This window comes from Aeromonas sp. FDAARGOS 1405, from assembly GCF_019048265.1.
In the GTDB taxonomy this organism is placed as follows: domain Bacteria; phylum Pseudomonadota; class Gammaproteobacteria; order Enterobacterales; family Aeromonadaceae; genus Aeromonas; species Aeromonas veronii_A.
Map to the genome: position 1 here is coordinate 212,153 of NZ_CP077311.1, position 14,027 is coordinate 226,179.

Genomic DNA, 14,027 nt, shown 5'->3' on the forward strand with positions numbered 1-14,027 from the left:
CCGAGGTGGATGCGGTGATATCCAACGCCGAAAACATCCCACCGCAGGTGTAAGGTTTGTTGAAATAAAAAAGAGACCGGCTATATGCCGGTCTCTTTTTTGGTAAAAGGGAGGAACATTATTTTTATTGATTCGCCTTAAAAACGCGAACGTCCGATTACGCTTCGCTAATCGAACCTACTAGCTACGTTCAATAATTAAAAACGCACCAGCTTAGGCCGGTGCTTTTTCTGAAACGAAAAGAGAACAACAATATATTTTAATTGTCATTTGAATGATTTTTCATTCGTTCATAGACATGTTCATGGGCTGCACTTGAAATATCACACCCCATAGTCCTCCTTCCAAGGTTTTTGGCTGCAACCAAGGTTGAACCTGAACCAAAGAATGGATCTACAACCAAATCATCATGACTGGAGCTCTGAGATATAAGAGTCTCTAATAATGCAACAGGTTTTTCAGTAGGATAGCCACGATGCACTCGTTTACACTCCAGAACATCAGGTATACCCAAGTCGTTTAGTTTTCTTTTCCCTTTCTCAAAGAAAAGAATAAATTCATACTTGGCCCGATAATGATACCCCATACCAATTGCCATTTTATTCCAAACGATTGGTTTCCAAAATTTAAAACCAACTTTCTCCGCAATTGGTTTTACATAAAACATCGTTTCTTGATCGCAGAAAAGATAGAAATGTGAGTTTTTCTTTAACACTCGATAAAGCTCTAAAAATAAGCTTTCGAAACGTTCATTAGGGAAAATATCAAACCATTGATTACTTGATCCTTCACTTACTTTAAGACGAGTTGTCGTTCCTATTTTCCGATGCTTCTCAAGAGATTCATAAGGAGGGTCAGTAATAACAAGATCAACGCTTGCATCCGCAAGCGTCGACAACCATTTCACAGCATCATCACAAAATAGATTCATTTTATCTGCTTAATAAAGAACTACAGGGTCTACCATTCGAGTATACCGTTGATGGTGCCCCAGGGTCTAATGTCCGGCAATCGACACAATAGCTCTGATCACCCTGAGGATTAGCAGGTGTCCTACGTGCAGGTGTTTGTCCAAAAGCCTCCGGATGACGATGAAATACATGCTCCTGCCCATTGGTAGCAGAGCAACGAGGACATGACTTGTACTCATTACCCAATTCATCATACTTATGTAAAACACCAACATTTAAACGCTGGCCACAACATTGGCAAGGCATATCGAAGCTCCTTATTCTAGCTTTCAAGTCTAAGAGTAAATAAACACTCTAATTTAACAGTATTGACACATAACATATCAGCACTAAGACTCAAACTAACACCAGCTAAGGGCTATATGAAGCCTCTCACTCTTATTTTGAGATCCTCATCATTGGCGGGGCAATATATATACAGCCGTGTGTTCCGATACACCTAAAAAAGCGCCTCCCAAGGGAGGCGCTTTTCAGTTCAATACAAAGCAATCAGGGATTACAGGGATTCAGCGGTCGCAACCACGTTTTCTACGGTAAAGCCGAATTCCTTGAACAGCAGCTCGGCCGGAGCAGACTCACCGAAGGTGGTCATACCGATGATCTTGCCGCCGAAACCGACGTACTTGTACCAGTAGTCGGCGATGCCGGCTTCGATGGCCACACGCTTGGTGACGGAAGACGGCAGGACGGACTCTTTGTACTCGGCAGACTGAGCGTCGAACACGTCGGTAGACGGCAGAGAGACCACGCGCACGGCACGGCCCTTGGCAGTCAGCTGCTCATAGGCGGCAACGGCCAGTTCCACTTCGGAACCGGTGGCGATCAGGATCAGCTCGGGAGTACCGGCGCAATCCTTCAGCACGTAACCACCCTTGGCGGTGTCGGCCAGCTGCTGGGCAGTACGGTCCATCTGGGCCAGGTTCTGACGAGAGAAGATCAGAGAGGTCGGGCCGTCGGTACGCTCGATGGCGTGTTTCCAGGCGATGGCGGATTCAACCTGGTCACACGGACGCCAGGTGCTCATGTTCGGAGTCAGACGCAGGGAGGCGATCTGCTCAACCGGCTGGTGAGTCGGGCCATCTTCACCCAGACCGATGGAGTCGTGGGTGTAAACGAAGATGGCGCGCTGCTTCATCAGGGCGGCCATGCGCAGGGCGTTGCGGGCATACTCCATAAACATCAGGAAGGTCGCGCCGTAGGGGATGAAACCACCGTGCAGGGCGATACCGTTCATGATGGCGGACATGCCGAACTCGCGGACACCGTAGTGGATGTAGTTGCCGGAGGCATCGTCGTTGGTCAGGGACTTGGAGCCGGACCACATGGTCAGGTTGGACGGCGCCAGGTCAGCGGAGCCACCCATGAATTCCGGCAGCAGCTTGCCGAACGCTTCCAGTGCGTTTTGGGACGCTTTACGGGTTGCGATCTTGGCCGGGTTGGCTTGCAGGGTTTCGATGATCTTGGCGGATTCAGCAGCCCAGTTGGCCGGCAAGTCGCCTGCGGTGCGGCGCTTGAATTCGGCAGCCAGAGTCGGGTGAGCGGCTTCATAGGCGGCGAACTTGGCAGCCCAGTCTGCTTCCAGTTTGGCGCCCTTCTCCTGACCGTTCCACTCGGCAGCGATGTCGGCCGGGATAACGAACGGAGCGTGGTCCCACTTCAGGAACGCGCGAGCAGCGGCGATCTCGTCGTTGCCCAGCGGTGAGCCGTGGCAGTCATGAGAACCGGATTTGTTCGGAGAACCGTAACCGATGATGGTGCGGCAGCAGATCAGGGTCGGCTTGCCTGTCTCGGCCTTGGCGGCTTCGATGGCAGCGTTGATCGCTTCCGGGTTGTGGCCGTCAACAGCCGGGATAACGTGCCAGCCGTAGGCTTCGAAGCGCTTGACGGTGTCGTCGGTGAACCAGCCTTCCACGTGACCGTCGATGGAGATGCCGTTGTCATCCCAGAACGCGATCAGTTTGCCCAGTTGCAGGGTACCGGCCAGAGAGCAAGCCTCGTGGGAGATACCTTCCATCAGGCAGCCGTCGCCCATAAAGGCGTAGGTGTAGTGGTCAACGATGTCGTGGCCCGGCTGGTTGAACTGCTCAGCCATGGCTTTCTCGGCGATCGCCATACCAACGGCATTGGTGATGCCCTGACCCAGCGGGCCAGTGGTGGTTTCAACGCCCGGTGCATAGCCGTACTCCGGGTGACCCGGGGTGCGAGAGTGCAGTTGGCGGAAGTTTTTCAGATCGTCGATGGAGAGGTCATAACCGGAGAGGTGCAGCAGGGAGTACAGCAGCATGGAGCCGTGGCCGTTGGAGAGAATGAAACGGTCGCGGTCGGCCCACTTGGGGTTGTTCGGGTTATGTCTGAGGTGGCTACGCCACAGCACTTCGGCGATATCCGCCATTCCCATGGGGGCGCCCGGGTGACCGGAGTTGGCTTTTTGAACGGCATCCATACTCAATGCACGAATGGCATTGGCAAGCTCTTTACGAGAAGGCATCTGAATCTCCTGCGATTGCTTCATTTGATGGCCAAGATTAAGGCGCGTTATTGTCCCAGCAGGGCGCGCGGCGTGCAAATATTATCTGGATGAATAAAGTGGCTTTGGGAGGACAATCGCTTTTCTTGCCCTCTATTGGCCAAAGCAACCAGAGAAAAACGTTTGATTTCCATCCCTTTCGGGATAGGAGAGCACCGTTTGTGACCCATTGGACACTGCGCGACAAAATAGTGCTGGCAATCGGGGGGGGCGCTAATTAATATAGACGTCCAGATGTAGATACCTCTACACCATCCCATTCACCCGGTTATTGCTGTGGCGATAACCCAGACAAGCTGAGATTCATATCATGGCAAAGCTGTTTACTTCCGAGTCGGTCTCCGAAGGCCATCCAGACAAGATTGCGGACCAGATCTCCGATGCGGTACTGGACGCCATCCTCAAGCAAGATACCAAGGCCCGTGTCGCCTGCGAGACCCTGGTCAAGACCGGTATGGTCATGGTGGCCGGCGAAGTAACCACCTCTGCCTGGGTTGATATCGAAGAGATCGTGCGTGATACCGTGCGTGAAATCGGCTACACCCACTCCGACATGGGCTTCGACGCTGACTCCTGCGCCGTGCTGAACGCCATCGGCAAGCAGTCCCCGGACATCAACCAGGGCGTTGACCGCAGCGATCCGCTGGAGCAGGGCGCTGGCGACCAGGGCCTGATGTTCGGCTACGCCACCAACGAAACCGACGTGCTGATGCCGGCCCCCATCACCTACTCTCACCTGCTGGTGAAGCGTCAGGCTGAAGTGCGCAAGAACGGCACCCTGCCGTGGCTGCGTCCGGATGCCAAGAGCCAGCTGACCTTTGCCTACGACGACGCAGGCAAGATCATCGGTGTCGATGCCGTGGTGCTGTCTACCCAGCACGCCGAATCCATCAGCCACAAGGATCTGGTTGAGGCGGTACGCGAAGAGATCATCAAGCCTGTGCTGCCGGCCGAGTGGGTCAACAAGGACACCAAATACTTCATCAACCCGACCGGCCGTTTCGTTATCGGCGGCCCAATGGGTGACTGCGGTCTGACCGGTCGCAAGATCATCGTCGACACCTACGGCGGCATGGCCCGTCACGGTGGTGGCGCCTTCTCCGGTAAGGATCCGTCCAAGGTTGACCGCTCCGCTGCCTACGCCGCCCGCTACGTTGCCAAAAACATCGTTGCCGCCGGTCTGGCCGATCGCTGTGAAATCCAGATCTCCTACGCCATCGGCGTGGCCGAGCCGACCTCCATCAGCGTTGAAACCTTCGGCACTGCCAAGGTCGCCGAGGAGCTGCTGGTCAAGCTGGTGCGCGAACACTTCGAACTGCGCCCGTATGGTCTGATCGAAATGCTGGATCTGAAGCGCCCGATCTACCAGGCTACCGCTGCCTACGGTCACTTCGGTCGCGACGAGTTCCCGTGGGAGCAGACCGACAAGGCCGAACTGCTGCGTTCTGCCGCTGGCCTGTAAGGCTCGCTGTTGTGATAAAAGGGGAGCCTGGCTCCCCTTTTGCTTATCCGCCATTTGACGAGATGTTGATGTCTGCCACTCCTGCCCAGCTTGTCGCCCTGCTGCAACAACGCGTAGAAGCCTGCTTTGTGCAGGCCGAGGCGCGCCTTGGCCGCACCTTCCCCCGCCCGCGGATCTACTGCAATATACGGGGCCGGGCGGCGGGATCGGCGCGGCTGCAAACCTGGGAGCTGCGCTTCAACCCTGCCCTCTATCAGGCCAACCAGCAGGCGTTTCTGGATGAGGTGGTGCCCCACGAGGTGGCCCATCTGCTGGTCTATGCCCTGTGGGGTGACGGGCGCGGCAAAAGCCGGGTATTGCCCCACGGCCGCCAGTGGCAATCGGTGATGCGGGAGGTGTTCGGCCTTGAGCCCAGAACCACCCACAGCTTCGATCTGGCAGTATTGGCCCAGCGCACCGTGCCCTATCGCTGTCACTGCCAGCAGCATCAACTCTCTATTCGCCGTCACAACAAGGTGGTGCGTGGCGAGGCCCGCTATCACTGCCGCCGCTGCAAGCAACCGCTGGAGCGGGAACGGCCGGAGCCAGAGCAGTAAGCCAGCTTGTGTCGCGCCCCTGTGGTAGGGTGCCCGCCATCGTTCGTCAATCACCCCGTTTTGCAAGGAATCCCATGCGTTTCATCTCCTCAATCGCTCTGACCCTGCTGGCCGGTTTACCGCTGCTCAGCGCCCCCCTGCACGCCCAGACCTTTCGCGAAGCCAAGCAGGATCTGGTGAAGCTCTATCGCAGCCAGCCTGCGGTCACCACCTTCTACTGCGGCTGCGACATCGACTATCAGGACAAGAAAATGAGCCCGGATCTGGCCAGCTGCGGCTATGAGCCGCGCAAGCAGGCCAAGCGCGCCGCCCGCATCGAGTGGGAACACGTGGTCCCCGCCTGGGAGTTCGGCCACCAGCTGCAATGCTGGCAGGATGGCGGTCGCAAGAACTGTGAAAAAGCGAGCCCCGAGTTCAACAAGATGGAGGGGGATATGCACAACCTCTTCCCCGCCATTGGCGAGGTGAACGGCGATCGGGCCAACTACCGCTTCTCCGACTGGAACGGCAAGCCGGATCAGTACGGCCAGTGCCAGATGCTGGTGGATTTCAAGGATCGTCGGGTGCAGCCGCCCAAGGGGCCGGTACGGGGCCAGATTGCCCGCGCCTACCTCTACATGAGCCAGCAGTATGGGCTGCGTCTGGCAGCGCAACAGCGTAAACTGTTTGAAGCCTGGGATCGCCAGTACCCGGCAGAGGGCTGGGAGTGCGAGCGCAACCGCCGCATCGGCAAGCTGCAGGGCAATACCAATCCCTTTATTGAAAAGCAGTGCCAATAACCCCATTTGACCAGGGAGGGGGATCGCCCCTCCTATCATGAAGCCCTTCCCTACTGCCGCGTGAGCCTTGCTCGCCGCAGGATATGAAGGGTTTCCAAGCAAGAGACTGACAAGCAGCCATGCGCATTCCACGTATCTATGAACCGGCCACCCTGCAAGTTGGCCAGACCATCGCCCTGTCGGAAGACGGCGCCAACCATATCGGCCGGGTACTGCGCATGCAGCCGGGCCAGCAGCTCGAGCTGTTCAACGGCGATGGCAATCAATATCCCGCCACCATCGCCAGCGTCGGCAAGAAGTCGGTGGAAGTGACCATCGACAGCTGCGACGTCCAATCGGTGGAGTCACCGCTGGCCATCCACCTCGGTCAGGTGATCAGCCGTGGCGACAAGATGGACTTCACCATCCAGAAATCGGTGGAGCTGGGCGTCACCTGCATCACCCCGCTCTTCTCCGAACGCTGCGGCGTCAAGCTGCCGGCCGATCGGCTGGAGAAGAAGCGCGAGCAGTGGCAGAAGGTGGTGATCAGCGCCTGCGAACAGTGCGGCCGCAACGTGGTGCCAGAGGTGCGCATGCCGATGGAGCTGGACGCCTGGCTGGCAGAAGAGACCAAGGAGCTCAAGCTCAACCTGCACCCGCGTGCCGAGTACAGCATCAACACCCTGCCCGTTCCCGAGCATGGGGTGCGCCTGCTGATTGGCCCGGAAGGGGGCTTGTCGAGCGACGAGATCGCCCGTACCGTGCAGGAAGATTTCAAAGAGATGCTGCTGGGGCCGCGGGTGCTGCGCACCGAAACCGCCGCCCTGACTGCGATTACTGCGCTGCAGTGCCGCTTTGGCGATCTAGCTTGATACTATCGGCCGCATCAATCAGCCCCATGGCTGCATCGACGCAGCCTCAAGCGGACGATTACGCTGCGCTAATCGACCCTACAACCCTATCGAGCCATTAAAAAGGAACAGCGGATGACCATTAAACTCGGCATCGTGATGGACCCCATCTCGGCCATCAACATCAAGAAAGATTCCAGCTTTGCCATGCTCGAAGAGGCGCAAAAGCGCGGCTATGAGCTCTTCTATCTGGAGATGAAGGATCTCTACATGGAAGCCGGTCGCGCCTTTGGCACCATGCGCCCGCTCACCGTCAAATATGACTATGCCGACTGGTACACCCTGGGCGAGGTGGTGGATCAGCCCCTCTCCAACCTCGATGTGATCCTGATGCGAAAGGATCCGCCGTTCGATACCGAATTTATCTACGCCACCTACATGCTGGAGCGGGCCGAGGATGAGGGTTGCCTTATCGTCAACAAGCCGCAGAGCCTGCGCGACGCCAACGAGAAGCTCTACACCGCCTGGTTTGCCGAGCACACCCCGACCACGCTGGTAACCCGCCGCGCCGACAAGCTGCGCGCCTTCCACGCGAAACACAAGGACGTCATCCTCAAGCCGCTGGACGGCATGGGCGGCGCCTCCATCTTCCGCATGAAGGAAGATGACGCCAACGTCGGCGTGATTATCGAAACCCTGACCGCCCACGGCAGCCAGTACTGCATGGCGCAGACCTATCTGCCCGCTATCAAGGATGGCGACAAGCGGGTGCTGGTGGTGGACGGTGAACCGGTTCCCTACTGTCTGGCCCGTATTCCGGCGCAAGGCGAAACCCGTGGCAATCTGGCGGCCGGTGGCCGTGGTGAAGCCCGTCCCCTGAGCGAAGCTGACTGGGCTATTGCCCGCGCGGTGGGCCCGACGTTGAAAGAGAAAGGGCTTATCTTCGTCGGCCTCGACATCATCGGCGATCGGCTGACCGAGATTAACGTCACCAGCCCGACCTGCATTCGCGAGATTGAAGCCGCCTTCGACGTGCACATTACCGGCATGCTGATGGATGCCATCGAGCGTCGGCTGGGCAAATAATCGCCAGGCAGGCTAAACCGGCCTGTTCAGGGGTAACCCGTCCCCGACAAGCCCGGAAACAGAGAGGGTGGCCCGGCGCCACCCTCTCTGTTTCAAGACAATCCGGAAAGGGGCGGGATCTCGCCCAGCCCAAAAAGCGGTTTTTCCCATGGGGATCAACTGCCATAATTGACCTCAAATACCTTTGCACTATTTGGCCTCTATGCAAACACTGCAAAATCACTTCCTGCTTGCCATGCCAAGCCTGACGGATCCCTACTTCGAGCGCTCGCTGGTCTATCTGTGCGAGCACAACGAAGAGGGCGCCATGGGACTGGTCGTCAACATTCCGGTCGAGATGTCGCTGGAAACCATGCTGACCCAGCTCCAGCTCAATCCGCCCAACAACCCGGAGCTCAAGCAGCCGGTGCTGCAAGGGGGACCGGTTCACGCCGATCGCGGCTTCGTGCTGCACAGCTTCCGCCCCGGTTTCAACTCCACCCTGCAGGTGGGGGATGAGATGATGGTGACCACCTCCAAGGATATTCTGGAAACCCTAGGTACGAGCGAGGCTCCTGCCCATTGGCTGGTGGCCCTTGGTTATGCCGGCTGGAGCGCCGGGCAGCTGGAGCAGGAGCTGGTGGACGGCGCCTGGCTGGTGATCCCCCCCAATCCGGCTCTGGTGTTCAAGACCCCCATTCACAAACGTTGGCAGCAAGCCGCCGCCAGCATAGGGGTGAACCCGGTTCACCTCTCCAGCGACATCGGCCACAGCTGATCGGCTGGCCCGCTCCGCTCTCTATTTCGAGGATTTATCAGTTATGTCATCACGCAGCATCATGGGCTTTGACTATGGCACCAAGAGCATTGGCGTCGCCATCGGTCAGGAGCTGACTGGCACAGCCCAGCCTCTGCGCGCCCTCAAGGCCAACGACGGCATCCCCAACTGGGACGAGATTGAGAAGCTGCTCAAGGAGTGGCAACCGGATCTGCTGGTGGTCGGTCTGCCGCTGAACATGGATGGCACCGATCAGGAGATCACGGTACGGGCCCGCAAATTCGGCAACCGGCTGCATGGCCGTTTCGGCAAGCCGGTGGAGTTCAAGGATGAACGACTCACCACCACAGATGCCCGCGCCCGCCTGTTTGAGCGAGGCGGCTATCGCGCGCTGGAGAAAGGCAGTGTGGACGGGGTATCGGCGCAGCTGATCGTCGAAGCCTGGATGGAAGAGCAGTACAACTAAGCCATCAACAGCAAGGCAAGGGTCGCCGCCCTTGCCTTGTCTCGCACTATCCTCCCCTCATTACGCCTGTGATGGACCCGCGACCAGACCTTCGGCCTCTGTCGGCGTCGCATTCATCATCCGGTTGAGCCAGGGCACCATCAGCCCCATCACTACCGCAATCAGCAGGGTCGCCATCCCGATCTTGCCAAATACGCCGGTGTAAATGGGCAAAGTTTGCAGCGGATCCGTCATCCCTTGCGGCACGGCGGTAAAGGTCGCCACATAGCCACCCAGCAGGGATGCCATCGCCTGAGTCAGGAACCACATTCCGAGAATGAAGCCCATCAACCGTTGTGGCACCAGCGCGGCGACCATCGCCAGCCCCAGCGCACTGATCATCAGCTCGCCCAGACTCTGGAACAGGTAGATAAGCACCATAAACCAGGGGGAGGTCAGCCCCTGCTCATCGGCAAACCACCAGCCGGATGCCGCCGCCGTCAGAAAGCCCAGCGAGCAGAAGAACATCCCGAGGGTGAACTTGAGCGGCATGGTGAGATCCCGCCCCTTGCTGCCCATCCGGGTATAGATCATCGCGAGTACCGGGCTACCCACCACCACCCAGAATGGGTTGAGCGCCTGGAAGCTGATTGGGTTGACGCTCATGCCCAGCATCTCGTGGTGCATGTTGTTGATGGCAAAGAAGTTCAGAGACGTCGGCATCTGGGCATACAGCACGTAGAAGAGCACCGCCTCCAGCATCAGCACGAAGGCCACATACATCTTGTTGCGGCCCACGGTGTCAAGCTTGAACGCCTCACGAAAGAAGAAGATCACCACGGCGATGGTCACCGTCATCAGCACCATGTTGGCGATCACCACGTGGTGCATCAGCCAGGCGCAGAAGAAGACCATGGCTACCGAGCCCAATATAACCAGCAGCAGCTTGCTGTAATCGAGCGGCAGGTGATCCGGCGCGGAGCCAATATCCTTGACCATATTGCGGCAGGCAAAGAAGGTAAGCAGCGCAATAATCAGCCCCACCCCGCACAGGTTATAGGTCACGGTATAGCCGTAGTGTTCGGCAATTACCGGCGCGAGCGAGAGGGAAATAAGGGAGCCGATATTGATCGACATATAAAACAGGGTAAACGCCCCATCCAGCCGCGGATCTTTTGGCTGGTAGCATTTTGACAGCAGGCTGGCCGGATTGGCCTTGAACAGGCAGTTACCGACCGCAATGGTGCCCAGCGCATAGAAAATCAGGTCGGGATTGTAGATCGACAGACCGGTCATAAAGTAGCCTACCACCAGCACTACGGCCCCCAGCACCATGGTGCGCTTGGTGCCGAAAACATGGTCACCGACATAGCCACCGACCGAAATCAGGCCATATACCAGCGCCGAGAAGGCACCGAAGGTAATAAAGGATTGCTCTTGGGAAAATCCCAGTTGTTGCACAAAGAAGACCGCCAATATCCCCTGCACGCCGTAATAACCGAAGCGCTCCCAGAGTTCGACGAAAAATATCATAAAGAAGGGTTTGGGTTGTTGTAACAACCCGGTCGGTGCTGTTGCTGGACGCATATCAACCTGCCTTTGCTGAGATTTATTTTTATTAATCTGATGGTGGCTGCCGCACTATTTTTTGCCCGCCATTGCTATAACGGAGATCACAGTCAGCCTGCCAATCTGGCTATTTTCGGGTGCAAGCGCCCCGTTCGATGAAAGGTGTTTTTCATCTAGCCGGTTTCAATTACGGGTTATCGGGGGATGGTGAGTGGCGTCTCCCAGTACAGTTACCGGCTCCGGGTTCTACCTTTGCTGCATCCCTTCACTCAAGCCGGTTTATCAACCTTGATGCTTATTCCTCTCTGCTCCGTCACTTATGGCTGGTGGCCAGATAGCCGGGGCATGACACGGCCACAGACGACCTGTGGGGCTGGCTCACGCCGCGCTCTACTGACAGTCACCTACGCAGGCGCTATCTAACCCCGCCATTCCAAGGGGTGTCATGCTATATCACTGCAAATACAGGAACTTAATGGTCGATCACACTTTAAAAGTGACCATTAGTGAAGTTTTCTAATGAAACCACATGAATTTTTTTCGTGAAAAGAGCTTCACTCGAGACGTGCAACCAAGGCTAATCTGTGCATAAAGAGAGTTGAATTGCACACAGTTGAACCCGAACTCGGCACTTAAGTCGTGCAAAAGCCCACTCATCCGGGCGATACGACAACAAAAAGCCGGAGCAGATGGCTCCGGCTGCTCGATGGGCACCGTCACGGCCACATTAGCGTGGCGATTCGTCGTTGTAGAGCCGCCGGATCTCGTTGCGCAGCCACATCACCTTGGCATCCTGATTGTGCCGTTTGTGCCACAGCAGGATGAAGGCGATCTCCAGCTGGGCGTAGAGCTTCTCGGGGAGCGGCAGCGGCATGGCGATCAGATTGTCGTGATGCCGACTGGCATAACCACCACAGTAAGAGGGCGCCACCGCAATCAGCTCGTGGCTCGACTGGGAGGCAATATGCAGCGCCTGCTCGAAGCTGGAGACCATGATGGGCACCTCCCGCTTCAGCCCCTCGTCCTCCAGCAGACTGTCGAGGGCCCAGGTATCGTTCGCTTCCCACACCATGCTGATCTGGGGGCAGGCCAAAAAATTCTCCAGCGACCACTTCTGCTGGAGCAAGGGGTGATCCTTGCGCAGGAACACCACCGGGCGATCGGTGAACAGCACCTCGTGATCGATGTAATAAGGCAAGCGGTTGACCTTGGCCAGGGAGCGGCCATGGGTCTCGCGGGCGCAGAAGCCGAGATCCGCATCGCCATTGACGATGTCGTTGAGGGAGTGGTGATCCCACCCCAGCATCCTGACCACCGAGTTGGGGTACTTCTGGTAGATGGTCATGGGCAGATCGCTCAGGAAGCTGATGTAGAAGGGGGACTCCATCACTAGGGTGAAGCGGGCACCATCGGGGATCGCCTCGCTATTGAGCGAGGTGATGTTGTCAGTGAGCTGGAACCAGACCTTCAGCTCCTCCTCCAGGGTCAGGGAGAGGTTGGTGGGCTGCAACCCCTGCCGTACCCGTACAAACAGGGGATCGTCAAACCACTCCCGCAATTTGGCCAAAGACTTGCTCACCGCCGACGGAGTGACACAGAGCTTTTTCGCCGCCCCTGCCACACTGCGCTCCTGCATCAGGTACTTGAAGACCACCAGCAGGTTCAAATCGAGTTCACCCAGATTGCGCATATCCCCTCTCATCTTCCATCAGCCCTGCGACTGCGCTTCACGAAGCGCGAGCCATGGTAACAGCCCTTTGACAGCCAGGTAACTGAGCAGTGCCAGCAGCAAGGCGCAGATCAGCATCTCGGTCGGGGCAAAGCCAAGTTGACCCAGCAGCCAGATGTAGAGGCCGGAGAGGCTGATCTGCATGATGCAGAGCACGGCACTGGCAAAGGCCACGTTATGCTGGCAACCATCGAGCGCCTCCCCCATCGCCACCCCGAAGCCACAGGAGAAGCCGACACAGACCAGCGCAAACCCCGGCAGCAACAGATGGATATCGCCCCCCGCCTGCCAGCTGCCGAACAGTGAGCACGCCGCCAGCAGATAGGAGAGATGAGACACAGCCAGCACTTTCTGTTTGCCCAACCAGCGCAACAGCAGGGGCGTCAGGAAGGAGGTGGACATACTCACGCCGGCCATCACCATCATCACGATGGAGTACTGCTCGGTAGTGAAGCCAAACTCCTTCATCAGGATCAGCGGCGAGACGCTGACATAGACCAGAATGGCGGTCACACTGGCACTGGTCAGCAGGGAGAGCAGCATAAAGCGCGGCGAGCGCAGCAGGGCAAAGGGCAGCGCAGCGCCACTGTCCGGTTGCCGCGCCGGGCGGGTCTCTTTGAGCAGAAGCAAGTTCACCAGACCGCTGACGGCAGCCACCAGCGCCATCGCCACGAAGATCCCGCGCCAGTCAAAATGGGACAGGATGAGGTAACCGAGCACCGGCGCCAACACCGGGATCACGCAGATGACCCCGTTAATCATTGAAAGTGCCATCGCCAGCCGCTCCTGACACAGCACGTCCCGCAGCACGGTAAAGGTCATGATATAGAGCGCACCGGCCCCGACTCCCTGCCAGAAACGGCCGAAATAGAACTGACTTATCCCCTCTGCACTGCCTGCCACCAGCGAGGCGAGGACAAAAATCAGCGCCCCCCCGAGCACCACCCAGCGCCGCCCGTAGCGATCGGCAATCATCCCCCCCAGCAGCACGGTGGCCGCCATGCCAAACAGATAGATGGAGAAGGCGGTGTGGATCTGCACCTCGCTCGCCTGCAGGGTATCGGCAATCCGGGGCACGGCGACCAGATAGAGATCGATCCCGACCGGATAGAGGATGATCATCAGGAAGGCGCACAGCAAAAAAGTTCTCATGGAGGCTCCGTAACAGAAATCTGACCCCTGTTCTGCCAAAAGCGCGGCAAACAGCAGGCACACGGGTGACTATGCGGAGCACTATAGGGGGGGGCTACCTCCACAGCTAGTGAAGAGATGGCGA

General features: G+C 57.5%; 12 protein-coding genes. 7 read left to right on the forward strand and 5 right to left on the reverse strand.

The genetic code is table 11. The features are described 5' to 3' along the window. Positions 1-259: 259 nt before the first annotated feature. Both I6L35_RS01000 and tkt read right to left on the reverse strand, forming a co-directional pair. On the reverse strand, positions 260-931 hold the full coding sequence (locus tag I6L35_RS01000) for a site-specific DNA-methyltransferase (protein ID WP_041201823.1): 672 nt from the start codon (positions 929-931) through the stop codon (positions 260-262). A 536-nt stretch (positions 932-1,467) separates the two neighbouring features. After that, positions 1,468-3,459, reverse strand: coding sequence for a transketolase (gene tkt, locus I6L35_RS01005; protein WP_216979313.1), 1,992 nt, complete (start codon positions 3,457-3,459; stop codon positions 1,468-1,470). Positions 3,460-3,808: 349 nt separating this feature from the next. On the opposite strand from tkt, the gene metK reads away from it, so the two are divergent. The 7 genes from metK (at position 3,809) to ruvX (ending at position 9,474) form a co-directional block, all read left to right on the forward strand. Then, complete coding sequence (gene metK / locus I6L35_RS01010) at positions 3,809-4,960, forward strand: methionine adenosyltransferase (RefSeq protein ID WP_005338519.1); 1,152 nt, start codon at positions 3,809-3,811, stop codon at positions 4,958-4,960. 68 nt (positions 4,961-5,028) lie between these two features. Continuing rightward, complete coding sequence (locus I6L35_RS01015) at positions 5,029-5,556, forward strand: SprT family zinc-dependent metalloprotease (protein WP_164537513.1); 528 nt, start codon at positions 5,029-5,031, stop codon at positions 5,554-5,556. Between the two features lie 74 nt (positions 5,557-5,630). Further along, the gene (locus tag I6L35_RS01020; protein ID WP_164537514.1) at positions 5,631-6,335 is read left to right on the forward strand and encodes an endonuclease; all 705 of its coding nucleotides are present in this window, start codon (positions 5,631-5,633) and stop codon (positions 6,333-6,335) included. Between the two features lie 119 nt (positions 6,336-6,454). Next, positions 6,455-7,186 (forward strand): 16S rRNA (uracil(1498)-N(3))-methyltransferase, encoded by a 732-nt coding sequence (rsmE, locus tag I6L35_RS01025; RefSeq protein WP_005343824.1) that lies wholly within the window; start codon positions 6,455-6,457, stop codon positions 7,184-7,186. A 114-nt stretch (positions 7,187-7,300) separates the two neighbouring features. Continuing rightward, positions 7,301-8,251, forward strand: a complete 951-nt coding sequence (gene gshB, locus I6L35_RS01030; RefSeq protein ID WP_040066605.1) for a glutathione synthase — start codon at positions 7,301-7,303, stop codon at positions 8,249-8,251. Between the two features lie 202 nt (positions 8,252-8,453). Further along, positions 8,454-9,008, forward strand: a complete 555-nt coding sequence (locus I6L35_RS01035; protein ID WP_005349793.1) for a YqgE/AlgH family protein — start codon at positions 8,454-8,456, stop codon at positions 9,006-9,008. Between the two features lie 43 nt (positions 9,009-9,051). Next, positions 9,052-9,474, forward strand: coding sequence for a Holliday junction resolvase RuvX (ruvX, locus tag I6L35_RS01040; protein ID WP_005343821.1), 423 nt, complete (start codon positions 9,052-9,054; stop codon positions 9,472-9,474). A 60-nt stretch (positions 9,475-9,534) separates the two neighbouring features. Here the strand turns inward: ruvX and dtpB are convergent, their stop codons facing one another. The 3 genes from dtpB to I6L35_RS01055 form a co-directional block, all read right to left on the reverse strand. After that, positions 9,535-11,040 (reverse strand): dipeptide/tripeptide permease DtpB, encoded by a 1,506-nt coding sequence (dtpB, locus tag I6L35_RS01045; protein ID WP_216979314.1) that lies wholly within the window; start codon positions 11,038-11,040, stop codon positions 9,535-9,537. Positions 11,041-11,749: 709 nt separating this feature from the next. Continuing rightward, positions 11,750-12,712: an HTH-type transcriptional regulator YidZ gene (yidZ, locus tag I6L35_RS01050; protein ID WP_216979315.1), complete on the reverse strand. Its 963-nt coding sequence runs from the start codon at positions 12,710-12,712 to the stop codon at positions 11,750-11,752. 18 nt (positions 12,713-12,730) lie between these two features. Further along, entirely contained in the window at positions 12,731-13,903 is a 1,173-nt protein-coding gene (locus I6L35_RS01055) for an MFS transporter (protein WP_216979316.1), read from the reverse strand. Positions 13,904-14,027: the final 124 nt, after the last annotated feature.

Coding starts and splice junctions, on each gene's coding strand:
- I6L35_RS01000 (WP_041201823.1), bottom strand. CDS start 931: ATGAATCTATTTTGTGATGATGCTGTGAAATGGTTGTCGACGCTTGCG.
- tkt (WP_216979313.1), bottom strand. CDS start 3,459: ATGCCTTCTCGTAAAGAGCTTGCCAATGCCATTCGTGCATTGAGTATG.
- metK (WP_005338519.1), top strand. CDS start 3,809: ATGGCAAAGCTGTTTACTTCCGAGTCGGTCTCCGAAGGCCATCCAGAC.
- I6L35_RS01015 (WP_164537513.1), top strand. CDS start 5,029: ATGTCTGCCACTCCTGCCCAGCTTGTCGCCCTGCTGCAACAACGCGTA.
- I6L35_RS01020 (WP_164537514.1), top strand. CDS start 5,631: ATGCGTTTCATCTCCTCAATCGCTCTGACCCTGCTGGCCGGTTTACCG.
- rsmE (WP_005343824.1), top strand. CDS start 6,455: ATGCGCATTCCACGTATCTATGAACCGGCCACCCTGCAAGTTGGCCAG.
- gshB (WP_040066605.1), top strand. CDS start 7,301: ATGACCATTAAACTCGGCATCGTGATGGACCCCATCTCGGCCATCAAC.
- I6L35_RS01035 (WP_005349793.1), top strand. CDS start 8,454: ATGCAAACACTGCAAAATCACTTCCTGCTTGCCATGCCAAGCCTGACG.
- ruvX (WP_005343821.1), top strand. CDS start 9,052: ATGTCATCACGCAGCATCATGGGCTTTGACTATGGCACCAAGAGCATT.
- dtpB (WP_216979314.1), bottom strand. CDS start 11,040: ATGCGTCCAGCAACAGCACCGACCGGGTTGTTACAACAACCCAAACCC.
- yidZ (WP_216979315.1), bottom strand. CDS start 12,712: ATGCGCAATCTGGGTGAACTCGATTTGAACCTGCTGGTGGTCTTCAAG.
- I6L35_RS01055 (WP_216979316.1), bottom strand. CDS start 13,903: ATGAGAACTTTTTTGCTGTGCGCCTTCCTGATGATCATCCTCTATCCG.